This is a genomic window from Spirosoma profusum (assembly GCF_014699005.1).
In the GTDB taxonomy this organism is placed as follows: Bacteria; Bacteroidota; Bacteroidia; order Cytophagales; family Spirosomataceae; genus Spirosoma; species Spirosoma profusum.
This window is the reverse complement of the sequence record NZ_JACWZY010000033.1, coordinates 23,904-42,499: the sequence shown is the minus strand read 5'-3', so window position 1 is coordinate 42,499 and position 18,596 is coordinate 23,904. Positions and strand designations below refer to the sequence as shown.

Below are 18,596 nucleotides of genomic sequence, written 5' to 3'. Positions count from 1 at the left end.
CGCTCACAAAAAACGGCCACTGGTAATCAGTAGCCGTTTTTGTATTAATCAGAAAATATCTATACCTCTCAAGCAACTAGCGCAGCTTCGTCTATATCTTTTTCGATACGTAGGTTATCGATAATAAAGCGTTGACGGTCAGGGGTGTTTTTGCCCATGTAGTAACTGAGCAGTTTCGGGACCGACGTTTCCTTTTCCATAATTACGGGTTCCAGACGCATATTTTCGCCAATGAACAGGCCAAACTCTTCAGGCGAAATCTCACCCAGTCCTTTAAATCGTGTGATCTCCACCTTTTTGCCGCCCTTCATTAGTTTATTGATGGCTTTTTGTTTCTCGTCGTCTGAATAACAGTAGCTGGTTTCTTTGTGGTTTTTCGGATTTCGCACCCGGAAAAGTGGCGTTTCCAGAATGTACAAGTGACCATTACGTACCAGATCCGGGAAAAACTGAAGAAAAAAAGTGAGCATAAGCAGCCGGATGTGCATCCCGTCTACATCGGCGTCGGTTGCAATAACAATTCGATTGTAGCGAAGTCCTTCAAGGCCGTCTTCAATATCGAGTGCGTGCTGGAGCAGGTTAAATTCTTCGTTTTCGTAAACCACTTTTTTGGTCAGTCCGAAACAGTTGAGCGGTTTTCCGCGCAGGCTGAACACCGCCTGATGTTGCACGTTACGTGACTTGGTTATGGAGCCACTGGCCGAATCGCCTTCCGTAATAAATAACGTAGAGAGGTAGCGATCTTCCGCTTTCGAATCGGGCAGGTGGTTGCGACAATCGCGTAATTTTTTGTTGTGTAAACTCGCTTTTTTGGCACGATCATTGGCCAATTTTTTGATACCGGCGAGTTCCTTACGTTCCCGTTCCGACTGCTCGATACGCTTTTTGAGCGCATCACGTATCGACGGATTGATGTGGAGGTAATCGTCCAGGCGTTCTTTCACAAAATCGAGCACAAACGAACGTACCGACTGACTATCGGAGCTCGGAGCCATGTTGATCGAGCCCAGTTTTGTTTTCGTCTGCGACTCAAAAACCGGCTCCTGAACACGTATACTGATAGCCGCAATAATTGATCCACGAATATCAGCGGGGTCATAATCTTTGCCGAAATGTTCACGTACCGTTTTAACAAACGCTTCACGTAGCGCGGCCAGGTGCGTTCCGCCCTGGGTTGTATATTGGCCGTTCACGAACGAATAATATTCTTCCCCGTATTGATTTCCGTGCGTCAGGGCAATTTCGAGGTCCTGCCCTTTCAGGTGGATAATCGGGTAACGTAGCGAATCTTCGTCTGTTTTGTTACGTAGCAGATCGAGCAGACCGTTTTGTGAGAGGTATTTCTGTTTGTTAAACGAAATAGTCAGTCCAGCATTCAGATAGCAGTAGTTCCAGATCATGTTTTCCAGATACTGCGGAATGTAATGGAAGTTCTTGAACACCGAATCATCCGGCTCGAAGCAAATCAATGTACCGTTACGTTCGTTGGTTATTTCTTCACCCTGATGTTTGAGTTCACCCCGCTCAAATTCGGCCCAGACGGTACGTCCATCCCGGAACGACTGCACCCGAAAATAACTGGACAGCGCATTGACGGCTTTGGTACCTACGCCATTCAGGCCAACCGATTTCTGGAAGGCTCCCGAATCATATTTACCGCCCGTATTTATTTTAGAAACGACCTCAACTACTTTACCCAACGGAATGCCTCGGCCAAAATCACGAACTTCGACACGGTGATCAGTTACGCGAACATCAATGACTTTACCGTGACCCATTACGTGTTCATCGATACAGTTGTCGATGGTTTCTTTGAGCAACACATAAATACCATCATCGGCGGCCGACCCATCGCCGAGTTTACCAATATACATGCCCGGACGCAGGCGAATATGCTCGCGCCAATCGAGTGAGCGGATACTATCTTCGTTGTACTGAACGGGTTGATTTAGCAAATCTGCCATACAAAATGGATAACAAATAAACAGGTATGAGCCATTAACGAGCTTTATTAGTTTTCACAAACATCGGAATAGTTATACCATGCTACCACTACGTCCGAAAACTCTCCGGACAATAGAAAAGTATTCATAATCCAACAAAAGTTCGCTTACTTTGCCGACTGAACTGTAGTGTGTACTTATAAGGCTCTGGATAACGTTACTAACAAAGCTTTGTCCCAACCCTTTCTAGGATTGTTCGACTTCTTAAAATTATGCAAAATCCGTCAATTTATCGCGACTTTCCAACAAAATATTTTCTTTCTCCTCCCGCATTTTCCAGTCGGTGGTTTCGCGCGGGCATAGTCACAATATTACTTTCGGCAGCTTGCCTGATAACCCAGGCACAGATTATTCCTTCTACCCAGGGATTGCCATCGGGTGCTGGTGGTCGGTCATTGCCAGCAGGCGTGAATCCGAACAATTTACCAGCCAACGTTCGCCAGCAACTTAATCAGCGAAACGGTAGTGCTGGCCAGAACATACAAACAGCTCCTGATGGACGTGCGCTCGCTGACCCTGCCGATACAACCATCCAGGCGAAACCGGATAGTGTTCAGCTTGGTAATGAAACCGAAGCCGAACGGTCGCAACGTCTTGAAAAGGAAGCAACCCGTCGGCGATTGTTTGGGTTTTCAATCTTCAACGATCCAAATCTAAAACAAACGTTTACGCAGAATATGAACATCGCCACCCCCCGTAACTACATTATTGGGCCTGGCGATCAGTTGAATATTCAGCTGTATGGCTACACAGAAACCGATTTCAGTCAGAAAGTGTCGCCCGATGGCAATGTATATTTTGCGCAGGGAACTGGTATTGGGCCGGTTTTCGTGTCCGGGCTATCAATTGAGCAGGCGAAAGTTCGTTTGACCGAGCGTCTGTCGAAACGTTTTGTTGGTCTGCGTAAATCATCGTATGGCCCACAGAACACGTTCCTGGAAGTATCACTGGGTGGCCAAATTCGTAGTATTCGCGTAACGGTTACGGGCGATGCTGTTCGACCTGGTACGTATACCATGTCGTCGCTGGCAACGGTTTTGAATGCCGTTTACCTGGCTGGAGGTCCTAGCGAACTGGGGTCATTCCGCAAAGTCCAGCTGATACGTAACAACCGGGTTGCAGCTACGCTCGATCTTTATGACTACTTGCTGAACGGTACACAACGTAACGATATTCGTTTGCAGGACAACGATAACATTCGCTTTACTACGTTCATCCAGCACGTAGAAATAACGGGGACGGTTAAACGACCCAATATTTTTGAAATGTTACCGGGCGAAACCATGGAACGGCTGCTTTTCTACGCGGGTGATTTCGCGGCTCAGGCTTACAAAAACCGGGTAAAAGTATCGCGGCTGACCGACCGTGAAATTAAGGTTGTCGACGTAACGCGTTCTGAATTTGGTACGTTCGCTATGCAGGATGGCGACCTCGTTACGGTTGAACGTCTGCTGGACCGCTTTGAGAATCAGGTGACTATAGAAGGAGCTGTGTACCGCCCAGGGCAGTATTCGCTTGACAATAGCCCAACACTGAAACAACTGATTACGGCAGCCGAAGGACTGAAAGGAGATGCGTTTACAGGTCGGGTTAATATTGTTCGGACCCGTGATGATCTGGCGCTGGAAAACATTACCGTCAACCTCGCCAATATTCTGGCTGGTACAGAAGCTGATCTACCTCTGCAACGCGAAGATCAGATTATCGTGGCTTCCCGCTTCGATCTGACCGAACGAGCCACTGTTTCCGTGCAGGGCGAAGTTAACCTGGTGAATACAGAGATTCCTTACATCGTCAATATGACGTTGAATGATGCGTTGCTACGTTCAGGCGGTCTGAAAGAATCGGCAGCGGCCTCGCAGGTTGAGGTGATTCGCCGGAAAAAAGATGCAGACCCCCGTTCGGTTTCTGCACAGACAGCTGAGGTATTCCGATTCAATGTCAATCGCGATTTATCGCTCAGCGCGGATGATAATAAGATCGTTCTGGAACCCTTCGATCAGGTTGTCGTTCGTAGATCACCTAACTATTTCGTGCAAACGTATGCCAACGTAGAGGGCGAGGTGATCATTCCCGGTTCCTATCCGATACGTAGTAAAGACCAGAAAGTTTCAGATATGATCAGTCAGGCTGGTGGATTAACACCCCAGGCGTACATAGAAGGTGCTACGTTGATACGATTAGTTAAGTTGAGCCCAGATGAAATTACTCGTCGGAAACAGGCGCGTGAAGACTTGGCAGATGGACTTTCAACCCCCCAGTCTACAGTTGAAACAGATACCATTGCTGCCAATAGCCAGGAATCGATTGGTATAAACCTGAAGAAAATTCTGGCGAAACCTGGCTCATCGGAAGACATTATGGTGCAGGAGGGCGACATATTACGTATTCCTAAACTGCTCGAAACAGTACGTATCCAGGGGGAAGTATTAATGCCAAACACCGTAAAATATCGTTCTGGGCAGAATTTTCAGGACTACATTTCGAACGCTGGTGGTTTTACGGCCAAGTCGCAGCGTCGTCGCTCGTTTGTGATTTATGCAAATGGTTCGGTTGACCGGACACGTAAATTCATGTTCTTTAACGTGTATCCACGTGTTGAGCCCGGTGCCGAAATCGTTATTCCGAAGAAGACATCCGTTCCGTTAACGGCCCAGCAGATTCTGAATTCGACAGTTGGTATAGCCGGTTCGCTGTTAACCCTGGTCACAACCATTTTAGTTATCACCCGAGTTCGTTAAAACGGCTTTTCTTTCCTATGAATCCAACTAATTCAACGACAACCACCACCGCCAACCCACCAACCGTATCGCGTGCGTTGCCACCGGATCAGATCTCGCCGAAATCGGTGGTGTTACGTCTCTTCAAGTTGAAAGACGTAGCCAAACGCAACTGGAGACTGTTGCTGATACTGACTGGTATTGGGGCCGTAATTGGCTTTATTTTCGACATAACCCACAAACAAGCCCCTATTTACAACTCGTCCATTATGTTCAACCTGGGCAGTGGTTCATCAAGTGGTGGCTTGGGCGAACTGAGTCAGTTGGCAGGCGCTTTTGGCCTGGGTGGTGGAGCGCCAGATGCAAACATTTTCTCTGGCGATAACTTTCTCATTTATGCCCGGTCGCGCCCGGTGGTGGAAAAGACACTCATGAAGCACGATACCATCAACGGGAAAGACACGCTACTGGTAAACTACTACATTCGCCACAGCGGCATTCGCGACAAAGAGTGGGAAGATAATGATACGTTACGTGCCTTTTATTTCGATCGAGCGAAACTACCCAGCGAGTACTCCCGCACAGAGCAAATCGCCATGTCGACGATTTATTCGCGCATTATTAAGGAAATCACCGTAAAACAACCCGAACGCAAATCGTCGTTTATGACGCTTAGTTGCGGGATGGAAGACGAGCATCTAACAGCATCCTTTCTGACGACACACCTCCAAACGATTGAGGAGGATTATCAACGGAAACAAACCAAGAAAACCCGCGAGATGTACGACCTGCTAAACACACGGGCCGACTCCATCGCGAGGATTTTATCTGGCACCGAAAACCGACTGGCTCAGTACCTCGACCAGAATCAGCAGGTCGTTGTGGCACAAGCCCGTATTACGGAAACCAAATTAACCCGCAACTCGAGCTTCCTGACTACGCTGTACTACACAGCTCTTCAACAGGCCGACAATATGCGTCTGTCACTCATTCGGGAAACCCCGCTGTTTACGATCATCGAACCGGTGGCTTTCCCATTGTATAAAGAAATAAAAGCCTCACTGGGACTACAGGCAGGTATCGCCGTCGGTTTATTTTTATCCATTATTATCATCTTCCTGCGCGAAACGTATCGCTCAATCATGAAGGAAGGATGAGTTGTAAAGTTATACGGTTGTAAAGTTCGGCGCAAAGCCCACCAACTCTACAACCTTACAACTTTATAACTTTATAACTTTACAGCTTTTCAACTTGAAGAACTACGAAGTACTTATACAACCCGGCCGCTCCGAACGGCACTATTGGCGAGACCTGTGGCGTAACCGGGAACTAATGTATATTCTGGCCATGCGCGACGTATCAGTACGTTACAAACAAACCGCGCTTGGCACAGCCTGGGGTCTTATTCGCCCGCTCACCACCATGCTAATTATGGTGTTCGTTTTCAGCAAGATTGCCAAACTTCCCTCCGATCCCGGCGTTCCTTATCCACTGATGGTACTGGGCGGAATCACCGTCTGGACATTTTTCTCAACGGCTTTTACCCAAATCAGCAACAGCGTGACCATGAACGCCAATCTGGTGACGAAGGTATATTTTCCCCGACTCATCATGCCCATCAGTTCAATTGCCATTAGTTTTGTCGATTTTCTGGTGTCACTAGGGTTGTTTATTGTCATCGCGATCTGGTATCGGTTCATACCTGACTGGCATTTATTGATGCTCCCCGCTTTTATTCTGCTGGCGTTGATGGCTTCACTTGCTTTTGGGTTATTCTTTGCTGCCATCAATGTTCGCTTCCGCGACATTGGCCAGCTCATCCCGTTCATCGTGCAAGTGGGTTTTTATATTTGCCCCATTGCGTACAGCAGTCGGTTGGTTGCGGAGAAATCGAATGAGTGGTGGGCTCCGCTTTACTGGTACAATCCGATGGTGGGTATTATTGATGGATTCCGATGGTCGCTTCTCGGTGAGAAAGCCTATTTTAACCCACAGAGTTTGTTCATTTCCGTCGCTATTGTCGTCGTTTGTTTAATTTTATCGCTTTATTTTTACCGAAGTCGCGAAAATTCGTTCGTGGATGATATTTAACTAAGTCATCAGTCATTCGTCGCTAGTCAATAGAAAACATAAACAATTGACTAGCGACGAATGACTGATGATTCTTGACACTATGCCTGTAATTACTGTCGAAAATATTAGTAAACAATACATCATTGACCACCAAAAGGGCAAGGGTGCTAATACGTTACGGGATGTTATTACCGAAAACCTTCGGTCAATATTCGGACGTAACAAAAATGACAATACCATTACACACGAAGAGTTTTGGGCACTACGTGATGTAAATTTTACGATTGAACAAGGCGACCGTGTAGGCATTGTAGGCCATAATGGCGCCGGAAAATCGACCATGCTCAAAATTCTGAGCAAAATTATTGAACCTACCACGGGTAGTGTACGGATACGGGGTCGTGTGGCGAGTTTGCTGGAAGTAGGAACTGGTTTTCACCCCGAATTAACAGGTCGTGAAAATATCTATCTGAACGGCTCGCTGCTCGGTATGACACGTAGCGAAATCCGGAAACAGTTCGATGAAATCGTTGCTTTTGCGGGTGTAGAGAAATTCCTGGATACCCCTGTAAAGCGTTATTCATCAGGGATGTACGTCCGGTTGGGTTTTGCTATTTCGGCCCACCTCGACCCTGAAATCATGATTGTTGATGAAGTGCTGGCTGTTGGTGATGCCGAGTTTCAAAAGAAAAGTCTCGGTAAAATGCGGGACAATTCGGCCAGTGGACGTACCATTATTTTCGTAAGCCATAACCTGACGGCGGTTCAGGCACTATGTAACAAAACGCTTTATTTTGAAAAAGGGCGGCTCATTGAACAGGGTGAAACCAACCAGGTGATCGCTTCTTACCTCAGCAAAGTGTCGAAAGTTCGGCTGCTACGTCAATGGGATACGCCTGAAGAGGCACCCGGTAATGATCTGGTACGTATCCGCCGAATCGAGCTTATACCTAATTATGAGGAAGATTCGAACAGTATCGATGTTCGGACGCCAATGAAATTACAGTTTGAGTTCTGGAACATGATGGATCGGGCCAACCTGAATTTGAGCTTACACCTGAACTCACTGACGGGCGAATGCATCTTTAACATAGGAACCCAATCGACGGCTTACGAGAAAGGTCTTATTATGGGCGAATGCACCATTCCAGGCTACTTTCTGAACGACGGTACGTATACAATTTCCATGATGATTGTGAAGGATACCGTTACTGTGCTGTATAATATGGAAGAAGGCATTACCTTTGATGTAGAAGATTATCGGGAAGGAATTGCCTGGTACGGCAAATGGCCAGGATATGTGCGGCCACAGTTTCCTTTCCAAACAAAAATGCTGGAACCAGCCGTCACAGAACCAGCCGCCGTAAGCAGCAAACCGTAATTTAGTTAACGTGTTACGTATTGATACGTTGGGTACGTTCAGCAAACAGCCATTGATTAATGATTAACGTAACGAAGTCTTATCTTCCTGATATTGAAGAATATACCAAATATCTGGAGGAAATCTGGAAAACGGTACATCTGACTAACGATGGGCCTTTGCTGCGCAGACTGGAAACTGAATTGAAGCAATATCTGGGTGTAAAGCACCTGAAATTCTGTTCCAATGGGACAGTTGTTCTTCAGATGGCGATTAAAGCCCTGAATATCACTAAAGAGGTTATTACAACCCCTTTTTCATACGTAGCTACGACCAACGCGCTGCTTTGGGAAGGTTGCACCCCTATTTTTGCCGACATTCGCCCCGACGATTTCAACATCGACCCGGAGAAAATCAGGCCACTCATAACCGAAAACACGCAGGCCATCATGGCTACACACGTGTATGGAAATGCCTGTCGGATTGACGAAATTCAGGCGATTGCCGACGAGTTTAACTTAAAGGTCATCTACGACGCTGCACACACGTTCGGAGCTAAATACAATGGCAAATCTATCCTGAGTTACGGCGACCTCAGTACGTGTAGTTTTCACGCTACCAAAGTATTTCATACGGTTGAAGGAGGATGCATCGTCACGAATGACGACGCAATGGCAGAGAAATTGCATTTTTACCGCTCATTCGGCCATAAAAACGATGATTACAGAAGCATCGGGATCAACGCCAAAAATTCAGAGTTTCACGCGGCTATGGGCCTGTGTGTTTTACCAAAAGTGCCCGAATTGATTGCTGACCGAAAAAAACGCTTTGACATCTACGACAATCAGCTTGATTTCAGCCGGATTAAACGGCCAACACTCATGCCCGGCATGGAATACAATTATGCATATTATCCTGTTGTATTCGAGTCGGAGGAAGTTTTGCTACGTGTCATGGATGCACTCATAGCACAGGACATTCTACCACGTCGGTACTTTTACCCATCACTCAATATCCTGCCGTTTGCAACCGAAAAAACCGGGGTCCAACCATGCCCCATTTCGGAAGAAGCCGCCATTTGTGTGCTTTCCCTGCCCATGTACCCAGATTTGTCCGAGGAGGTCATCGAACGAATAGCTACCATCGTCAACGAAACGGTTGCCCTTGTGGACGAAAATGTATAATGTATCGACCGGGCCGGTTTCTGATGGCTGGTTTATCTGAAATCAGCGATTCATCAGCTCCACCCGTGCATTCCGTATGGTCATTTTATATCTTCTTTCGCTTTTCCTGTTTCTTTTTTACCTGGGACGTATCGCCACGTATATTAGTCGGCCTTCGTTATCGGAGTGGTGGGTAACCACTTTTTTGCTGGGAGCAGGCAGCGTTATCTTAACTGGTTTCATTTTATCAGCACTTTACCAGACAGCCAACGCGATCGTTTGGGCCGGTTCGGTATTTATTACGGCCACTGTTCTTGGTACGTTGCTAAAGTGGCTGACTTCTTCAAAACAAGCGTCTTTAAACAGACGATTTTCAGTACGTCAGCTTGTTAGTGAGCGCAGGCAAACATTTACTGTCTGGTTCAGAGGACTTTCGGGCTATTCGCGGTTTCTGTTTGTTACGTTGTTCGCTACGTTAACAGTTATCGCTTTTACGAATTTATTGCTGGTTTTCTTCACAGTTCCGAACGAATGGGACAGCATGACCGGGCACCTGAACCGGGTGATGCAATACATTCAACGAGGAACGATGCGCCATTTTGGTGGAACTAACTGGAACATGGACACCTACCCGAAAAGTGTCTGTACGCTACAGATTTATTCATTTCTGATGACAGGCCGGTTCGAAAACGGTTTTAAATTCATTCACCACCTAAGTTACTGGACGGCTATAATAGCTGTTTTTGGTATCGTCCAACGTATTGGTCAGAATCGATTATCGGCTAGTTTTTTTTGCGCCCTGGGATACGCGCTCCTGCCCGATTTTCTGATGCAGGCCATCACCACCGAAACCGATATTGTCCTGACGGCTTATCTCAGCGTACTGCTCTACATGCTGTTTACATATCGCCAGACGCAGGATAATCGCTATCTGTATCTGACTGGTATGGCGTTTGGCATGGCATTCGGCCACAAAATCACCTTTGCGTTACTGTTGCCGTCGGTGTTCGTCATTATGATTTACACCGTCTTTCTGTCACCATCCTGGGTTGTTACGTTCAGTCGGGTATGGCGATTAGGGGCAGCAATCGTACTGGGCGTTTGCCTGTGGACATTACCGACAGGTTACCTGAAAAATATGGAGGTATTCGGGCACCCAATTGGTCCGCCAACGGCTCTGAAACACCAGTCAGTTGAGCGGGCCGGTCCGCTTAGCAACTTGCTGGAACAGGGTAGCCGAAACGTAGTACGGTATGGCTACGACCACATTAATCTGGATGGCATTCGGAACACCCAGGCGGGAGCAGCACTGAATCATGCTATGCGCCAGCCGCTGGTCTGGCTGGAAGATAAGCTGCACATGCGTTTGGACGAAGAAACCGATTTCTCCATCCAGCCATTTGTCTTCGACCGTCGTTTTGTGTATTACAATGCCAATCCCTACTGGGGTATCTTCGGTTTCGGGTTGATTTTTCCATTGCTGATACTGGTCTTGGTTGGCTTTTTACGTTCAACATCCCATTTTTTTCTGGGAATTGCCCTGCTGGTACATTTTGCGGCTCTCTCCTACTCCGCTCCTTACGACCCCTTTAAAGGCCGGTATTTTATCGAGACGGGATTATTTGGTGTTACGTTTCTGGCGCTGGTATTCCTTTCTCCACGCCTGAACGTAGAGCAGTCTGGACGTATCGTCTGGAAAAGTTACGTAGGTCTGGTTACTGTATTAGGTTGTTTATCAGCCTTAATGTGTGTCTTTTTAAATATTCGTGCCTTACCTTTTGCCTGGACATCACCCGACGGAAAACATGTTGAGTCAGTATTCGAATCCGATCGTATTCGGCAAATTACTATTGGCCGTCCTGATACGTACGTTCCGTACAAGCGATTCGATGAACTGGTGCCCGATAGCGCTACTGTGGCACTGGCAACGATAAATGATGATTATGAATATCCACTGTACGGCCCCAATTTATCGCGTCGGTTGATCGCCATCAATCCGTTTGAAAAAGGGCTGCAACCGATTCCGAAAAACGCTGACTATCTTTTCTTTGACAAATCCGTGATGAAACCCCGACCCGGCGATGTACGTCTGGGAACCGACACGACAATGCGGGCTACCATGACTGTACCAGGAGAAGATTATTACCTACGAAAACTGAAATAGCCGTAAGCTTCTGCCTATGACACTCGCCATCATGCAGCCCTATTTCCTGCCTTACATTGGCTATATGCAGCTCATGAAGGCTGTCGATACGTTTGTTCTCTACGACGACGTAGCGTTTATCAACCGGGGCTGGATTAACCGTAACCGGCTGTTAATCAACGGGCAGGAATTTATGTTTACGGTTCCGTTGAAAGATGCCAGCCAGAATAAACGTATCAGCGAGGTGCATCTTGCCGACGACCCAAAGTGGCGGAGTAAATTACTGAAAACTATTGAACAGGGCTATCGGAAAGCTCCCTTTTACCAAACGGTGATGCCATTGACCGAAAAAATTGTCAATTTTACCACTGATTCCATTGCCGACCTCGTGCATTTCGGCCTTATTGAATTAAATCAATACTTAGGACTGACCACCGAATTGGTCAAATCCTCGTCGATTTACGACAACGTAGCATTGAAGGCACAGGAACGCATTCTGGACATTTGTCGACAAACCGGAGCCACCCAATACATCAATCCGATTGGTGGCACCGAATTGTACGATAAACCCACTTTTGCGGAAGCCGGAATACAATTGAATTTTATCAAGTCAAAGAAAGTCGAATACCACCAGTTGGGCAAAACGGCTGAGTTTGTACCTTGGCTATCTATTATCGACGTTCTGATGAATAACGACGTACCAGCGGTTCAGACCATGCTGGACGAATATGAACTATGGTGAAAGAGCAAAAGAGTAAAAGAGTGAAAGAACGAAAGACTGCCTAATACGGCAATAGTCTCCCTCATCTCCACTTTTTCGCTCTCTCACTCTTTCGCTCTTTCGCTCTTTATGAAATGGCTAAAGTTGTAATTTTTGGGGTGATGGATACCGCCGAACTGGCGCATTTCTACCTCACACATGACTCGGAACACGACGTAGCGGCTTTTACCGTCAGCCGTGAGTACATGGAAGGCACCGAATACAAAGGGTTGCCACTGGTGGCGTTCGAAGAGGTAGAAACGCTGTTTCCACCCCAGGAATACAAGTTTTTTGCCCCCATGACTGGTCGAAATATGAATCGAAATCGGGAACGTATCTACCTGGAAGCCAAAGCCAAAGGTTACGAATTCGTTTCGTACATCAGTTCAAAAGCTACGGTTTTTGGTAATCAGATTGGCGAAAACTGTTTTATTCTGGAAGATAATACCATCCAGCCCTTCACCACGATTGGCAACAACGTAGTGCTTTGGAGCGGCAATCATATTGGTCACCACGGCCAGATTAAAGACCACGTATTTTTTACGTCACATGTTGTGATGTCCGGACACTGCGTCATTGAGCCTTACTGCTTTTTTGGGGTCAATAGTACCATCCGGGACTACTTGCATATCGCTACGGGTACGTTGGTGGGCATGGCGTCTGCTATCTACAAAGACACCGAAGAGTGGGGACTTTACCTTGGTAACCCCGCTAAAAAACTTCCAAAGCCCAGCTACGAAGCCTATTGATGAACGTTCTCTTCATCGGCCACGATGCCAATCGGGCCGGCGCTCAATTGGTTTTATTGAATCTGTTGCGTCTTCTTAAAGAGAAAGGCATTCAGATGCACCTTCTGCTTGGCGACGGTGGTCCACTTCTGTCAGAATATCAGGCCATTTGCCCCGTAACCATCTGGCCTCCTTCTGAACGATACGTTATGGGAGCTATAGCGGATAAAGTGTTATGGCAACTAGGTCTGTGGCATCAATTTCAGGACAGACAGCGGAAGGCGCAACAGCAGTCCATCCAGGCGAAGCTGGACTTGGCGTCTTTTGATATTGTTCTGGTCAATACCGTTACCAGCGGTCACTGGTTCAGCCAGTTAACGATTCCCGACACTACGCCAGTCGTTACGTTCGCGCATGAACTGGCCATTTCAGTACGTATCTATACCAAGCCCGATGAGCTGGCTTATCTGCTACGTCGTACGAATCGTTTGCTGGCGGTATCGGAAGCTACGGCTCAATACTACGTTCAGGAACATGGTTTTCCCGCCGAACGTATCACGCTCTATACGCTCATTGATACGCCCGCGTTGGCACATAACGTAACGCTGGCAAGCCAGCAGGAGACTATCTATGATTCATTGGGAGTACCTTCTGATGCACTGATTGTTGGTGGTTGCGGGAATGCGGAGTGGCGCAAAGGCAACGACTTATTCGTTACGTTGGCTCGGCAGGTGATTGGTCGGTTTGAGAACACGAAACAACCCATTCATTTTGTTTGGGTAGGCGTACCACCAGGGTCGTTACGTGACGATTTGCTGCTGGATATTCAAAAGGCTGGTCTGTCGAACTGCGTACATTTGATTCCGCCTACGCCCGACGTGCTACGTTATATGACCCGCTTCGATGTATTTGTGCTGTGCTCGCGCGAAGATCCTTATCCGCTCGTTGTGTTCGAAGCTGGGCTTTGCAATGTGCCGGTCGTGTGCTTTCAGGGGGCCGGCGGCTCTCCTGAACTGATCGAAAATGATGGCGGTTTTGTTGTTTCATATCTGGATCTGGACACCATGAGTCAACGAATTCAGGAATTGTTAAACCAACCCGAACTTCGCAAAAAAATGGGTGAACGACTGAAAGAAAAAATTCTGATACGTCATCCAGCCCATCAAAGTGTTGAGTCAATAGTGAATTTGTTTAACCATTTGACTGAAAATTAATCCATTACTATCGAATTAGGGTGTAGGATTTTATGAACAGTATGATTGTTAAATTCATAATTATTAATTTTAGAATCAGCTTTTATGCTAATTCACTCTCTGAGATAATCATGTAAATGGCTATTTCATAACTAGTTCAGTATGAGAATTGCAGTATGGCATAACCTTCCTAGTGGCGGAGGTAAGCGCGCAATGTTCTATCATCTAAAAGGGCTGAAAGAGCGCGGTCACCATATTGAAATTTGGACCACGCCTTTGGCCGATAGCCAATACCTTGATTTTGAATCGATTGGCACAATACACGTTGTGCCATTGGCCCCACCTCTTGGCTCGGTACCAGCAAGTGATCGTATTGGGTATATGACGTTTCAGCAGGACTCTGCTATGCAGGCGATGGAAGCTCATAGTCGAACCTGTGCGGAGCAGATTCTGGCAGGTGGATTCGATGTGTTATTTGCGAATAGCTGCATGACCTACGCTGCTCCTTACATTGCCCGTTTCGTGACCATTCCAACATTGTTGTATCTGGGCGAACCGTTGCGCTATCTGCATGAGGCTCAGCCCACTTTGCCCTGGAATGCCCCCGAAGAGAAGCCTCAATGGACCAGTTTAGCCTACTGGCGTATGCTGATCAATGATCTCTGGCGGGAGCGTCGATTCCGGGTGCTCCTTCGTGAAGAACGACAGAATTTCTGGACATTTGATAAGGTTCTGGTTAATTCTATTTATTCGGCCGAAACATGTACGCGTGTGTATGGCAAAGATGCCGAAGTAGGCTATCTGGGCGTCGATACGGAGATTTTCCGGCCGCTCAATTTAGATCGCGAGCCGTTTGTTATCTGCACATCCAGTTTCCAGGTTCGGAAAGACCCCGGCTTCATCATCGATGCGCTGAGTCATATACCTGCTGTCAATCGCCCGCCCTTGGTTTGGGTGGCTAATTACACCAATCCAGATTATGAAGCCCAGATGCAACAGTATGCGCTGGATGCTGGTGTTAAGTTGACCCTAAAAAAGATGGTGTCGGATGAGGAATTGGTCACGTTGCTGAATCGAGCCAGCGCTTTCGTGTATGCCCCCCGACTTGAGCCTTTCGGACTGGCTCCGCTGGAAGCCAATGCCTGTGGATTACCAGTTGTCGCCGTAGCCGAAAGCGGTGTTCGGGAATCGATTCAGCATGGTCAAAATGGATTACTCGTTCATCGAAATGCCCGCCAGATGGGCCGTGCGATTGAGCGGGTGCTCAGCGACCAGGAACTTTGGCAAAAATTATCAGCAGACGCACTGGACCAGATAGAAAATAAATGGTCGATGAAGCACTGTATTGACCGGATTGAAGACGCACTTCACACAACAGCCGTGCGTTCTAAAGAAACACAGCCCTAAATGGTACTTGCTTTTACAATTTGCTCGGTTAATTATCTGGCGCAGGCCCGTACTTTGGGCGATTCGCTACGTCAGACTAACCCCGAGTATAAATACATCATTGGTTTGGTCGACAGACTCGACGTAGCAAATCTACCGGATGACCTCATGCCGGATTATCCGATGGTGGAGGTCGATAAAATTCACATTCCTGATTTTCAGGCCATGTGCGATCGCTACGACATTACCGAGTTGAATACGGCCGTCAAGCCCTTCTTTATTGATTATTTCTATACTACGTATCCGAACGTTACGCAAATTATCTATTTCGACCCAGATATCATTGTTTATCAGCCGCTTACTCAATTAAATCAGGCTTTGGACCAGCACAGCATCTTGCTGACTCCGCACACCTGCTCCCCCACCCCGGACTGGAAACGGCCGAACGATCAGCATCATCTGAACACGGGCATTTTTAACCTCGGTTTTATTGGACTACGTAACGACGATACCGCCCGGCAATTTGTGAACTGGTGGAAACAGCGACTGGTTTATGAGTGCCGTATCGACCTTTGCAGCGGCATGTTTGTCGATCAGCAATGGGTGAATTTTGCGCCTGTTTTCCACGATAACGTATTGATTGACAACCATCCAGGCTATAACGTAGCATACTGGAATATTCACGAACGATACCTGTCGCTCAATGAAGACGAACAATGGCAGGTTTCGGATACGGCTGATAAATCTGGTCCGCTTTTGCAATTTTTTCACTATAGCGGCTACGATCCCTACAAGCCTGACAACGTATCAAAATATCAGGACCGCTATACATTCGATGAACGGCCGGATATAAAGCCAGTCTTTGAACTTTACAAAGAGCGGCTTCTGGCAAACAACAACGAGCAATACCGGAAATACCCCTGTGTTTATATTAAACCACCAAAAATGCTACGTTACAGGCGTGTTCGTAAAGCGATTAACCTGCCGTTCAATCAGTTGATTTCACTTTTGGAGTCAATTTAACCTGTTTGGCCTACCCATTTCAACTAGATTTTAGTTGCTATAGCGACCATGTTCCCACATTTGCGAAATTTGCGGGATAATTTACCTGGCTCGCTGGGGAATCTTTAGCTGAATGAAGTCGTCTGCTCCTGTTTCCGTTAACGTAGTAATTCCGGTTTATAAGCCGCAACTCACTGAATACGAACGCATTTCGCTAACACAATGTCTGCGTGTGCTGGCCGATTACCCGATCTGGCTGGCGGCTCCGCACTCGCTCGACATTTCGACGTATCAGGCGCTGAGTCCGAATTTACAGGCGCGAACCTTCGATGATCACTATTTTACGGACCTGCAAGGCTACAATCGGCTGATGCTTTCGGAAGCGTTTTATGAGGCATTTGCCGATCAGGAATACGTATTGATTCACCAGTTAGACGCTTTTGTTTTTCAGGACGACCTAGCCTTCTGGTGTCAGCAGGGCTACGATTACGTTGGAGCGCCCTGGCTACGCGACCGTGATTTTACGGGTCTGTACGACCGCGTTACGTTCCAAATCCGGCAGCAGATCGCTACGTGGCTCAATCTGAAAAAAGAAGACGGCATTACCCCCCGCGAAATTATTAACCTGAATGGCGTTGGGAATGGCGGTTTCACCCTTCGGCGCGTATCGGCCATGCTACGTTGCCTGAAACGATTTTCGAAAAAGATTGCCGAATACGAACGTATTCATATGCATCAGTATCACGAAGATGTGTTCTGGGGTATCGAAGTAAACCGGTACTGGCCGAATCTGCGCATTCCAACGTATCGAAAAGCCCTGCATTTTTCAGTTGAGTTTTTTCCGAAATGGGCCGTTGAACATTACAATAGTGGTCTATTACCGTTTGGTTGCCACGCCTGGGACATTCACGGCACCGAGTATTGGCGCCCGATTTTTGCCCGTTATGGTTACCAAATTTAGCCTGAATCAATGACCGGACCGGACCGCCCCCGCACTTCCATCGCCTTGTGTACGTACAACGGAAGTGCCTATCTGCCAACACAATGGCAAAGCCTGCTCGACCAGCAGCTACGTCCAGATGAAATCGTAATCTCCGACGATTTATCGACGGATGACACACCAGATTTGCTCAGGAAATTAGCCGCCGAAGCTCCTTTCTCAGTACGTATTCTGAACAATACGACCCGATTAGGATCGAACAAGAACTTTGAGCGGGCTTTATCGGCCTGTACGGGTGATTTGATTTTTCTCTGCGATCAGGATGATAGCTGGCTTCCGGAGAAAATTAGTACCATGACCCAGTACATGGATCAACATCCTGATGTTCAGGTTGCTTTTTGTGATGCCTGGGTAACTAATGAACATCTCCAGGGCCGTCAGCAACGATTCTGGGAAGTTGTCCGGTTTGATAAGCGCGCTCAGGAACGGGCTAAAAATGGCGAAATGATGGAGATTATCCTCGATGGTAATCGCATGATGGGTTGCGCTACAGTAGTACGTCGTTTGTTTCTGTCAACGGCTTTACCAGTTCCTGCTGATATACCCGGTTATATTTACGACGGTTGGCTGGCCCTGGTAGCCGCCCTATCCAACCAGCTTCAATTTATTGATAAGCCGCTGCAACTTTATCGGACACATGTGCAGCAACAGGTCGGCGTCCGTGAACAGGAAGCGCAACCAGTCGTGCGTCTACAAGATCGCTTTGCCCGACGCCGGGCTGGGAAATTAGCACCACTACGTGAAAAGGAAGCGCTTTTTACCAGAATCGATCAGCTTTTGAGCAAACGCATCAAAACAGAAACATCGGGTACAACAATGCTACATCGGCGTCTTGCCCATTTCAGAATGCGTAGTCATTTGCCAAAAAATCGATTGAAACGAATTGGCCCGGTTTTCAAAAGTATTTTTAAAGGGAATTACCATCGATACGCCGACGCTTCAGCAAATTGGATGGCACCTTATCTAGCCATTTTGGGAGACTTACTGGAGTAAAATATAAAGTTGTAGGCGGCTGTTTGACTGTCGAACCTAACTTTACTAAAAGCCTGTTTAGGGTTTCGAAAA

At 47.2% G+C, this 18,596-nt stretch carries 14 protein-coding genes; 13 read left to right on the top strand and 1 reads right to left on the bottom strand.

Annotated features, from left to right (window positions below; translation table 11 throughout):
* Nucleotides 1–68: 68 nt before the first annotated feature.
* Nucleotides 69–1,964, bottom strand: a complete 1,896-nt coding sequence (locus tag IC229_RS28200) for a DNA topoisomerase IV subunit B (RefSeq protein ID WP_190891226.1) — start codon at nucleotides 1,962–1,964, stop codon at nucleotides 69–71.
* Nucleotides 1,965–2,215: 251 nt separating this feature from the next.
* Here IC229_RS28200 and IC229_RS28195 point away from each other — a divergent pair, with 251 nt between their 5' ends.
* The 13 genes from IC229_RS28195 (at nucleotide 2,216) to IC229_RS28135 (ending at nucleotide 18,524) form a co-directional block, all read left to right on the top strand.
* Entirely contained in the window at nucleotides 2,216–4,744 is a 2,529-nt protein-coding gene (locus tag IC229_RS28195; RefSeq protein WP_190891224.1) for a polysaccharide biosynthesis/export family protein, read from the top strand.
* Nucleotides 4,745–4,761: 17 nt separating this feature from the next.
* Nucleotides 4,762–5,880: a GumC domain-containing protein gene (locus tag IC229_RS28190; protein WP_190891222.1), complete on the top strand. Its 1,119-nt coding sequence runs from the start codon at nucleotides 4,762–4,764 to the stop codon at nucleotides 5,878–5,880.
* 94 nt (nucleotides 5,881–5,974) lie between these two features.
* On the top strand, nucleotides 5,975–6,814 hold the full coding sequence (locus tag IC229_RS28185) for an ABC transporter permease (protein ID WP_190891220.1): 840 nt from the start codon (nucleotides 5,975–5,977) through the stop codon (nucleotides 6,812–6,814).
* An 82-nt stretch (nucleotides 6,815–6,896) separates the two neighbouring features.
* A complete protein-coding gene (locus IC229_RS28180) occupies nucleotides 6,897–8,177 on the top strand; it encodes an ABC transporter ATP-binding protein (protein WP_190891218.1) in 1,281 nt (426 codons plus the stop codon).
* Nucleotides 8,178–8,236: 59 nt separating this feature from the next.
* Nucleotides 8,237–9,340 carry a DegT/DnrJ/EryC1/StrS family aminotransferase gene (locus IC229_RS28175; RefSeq protein WP_190891216.1) on the top strand — a complete coding sequence of 368 codons (1,104 nt, stop codon included), beginning with the start codon at nucleotides 8,237–8,239 and terminating at the stop codon, nucleotides 9,338–9,340.
* 76 nt (nucleotides 9,341–9,416) lie between these two features.
* Nucleotides 9,417–11,483: an ArnT family glycosyltransferase gene (locus tag IC229_RS28170; RefSeq protein WP_190891214.1), complete on the top strand. Its 2,067-nt coding sequence runs from the start codon at nucleotides 9,417–9,419 to the stop codon at nucleotides 11,481–11,483.
* Nucleotides 11,484–11,499: 16 nt separating this feature from the next.
* Complete coding sequence (locus IC229_RS28165; RefSeq protein ID WP_190891212.1) at nucleotides 11,500–12,204, top strand: WbqC family protein; 705 nt, start codon at nucleotides 11,500–11,502, stop codon at nucleotides 12,202–12,204.
* 113 nt (nucleotides 12,205–12,317) lie between these two features.
* Nucleotides 12,318–12,971 carry an acetyltransferase gene (locus tag IC229_RS28160; RefSeq protein ID WP_190891210.1) on the top strand — a complete coding sequence of 218 codons (654 nt, stop codon included), beginning with the start codon at nucleotides 12,318–12,320 and terminating at the stop codon, nucleotides 12,969–12,971.
* Nucleotides 12,971–14,164 carry a glycosyltransferase family 4 protein gene (locus tag IC229_RS28155; protein WP_190891208.1) on the top strand — a complete coding sequence of 398 codons (1,194 nt, stop codon included), beginning with the start codon at nucleotides 12,971–12,973 and terminating at the stop codon, nucleotides 14,162–14,164. The genes IC229_RS28160 and IC229_RS28155 overlap by 1 nt, the downstream gene beginning before the upstream one ends.
* Before the next feature lie 141 nt (nucleotides 14,165–14,305).
* Nucleotides 14,306–15,550: a glycosyltransferase family 4 protein gene (locus tag IC229_RS28150; RefSeq protein ID WP_190891207.1), complete on the top strand. Its 1,245-nt coding sequence runs from the start codon at nucleotides 14,306–14,308 to the stop codon at nucleotides 15,548–15,550.
* Nucleotides 15,551–16,552, top strand: coding sequence for a glycosyltransferase family protein (locus IC229_RS28145; RefSeq protein WP_190891205.1), 1,002 nt, complete (start codon nucleotides 15,551–15,553; stop codon nucleotides 16,550–16,552).
* 112 nt (nucleotides 16,553–16,664) lie between these two features.
* Entirely contained in the window at nucleotides 16,665–17,492 is an 828-nt protein-coding gene (locus IC229_RS28140; protein WP_190891204.1) for a DUF5672 family protein, read from the top strand.
* A 9-nt stretch (nucleotides 17,493–17,501) separates the two neighbouring features.
* Nucleotides 17,502–18,524, top strand: a complete 1,023-nt coding sequence (locus tag IC229_RS28135; RefSeq protein ID WP_190891202.1) for a glycosyltransferase — start codon at nucleotides 17,502–17,504, stop codon at nucleotides 18,522–18,524.
* Nucleotides 18,525–18,596: the final 72 nt, after the last annotated feature.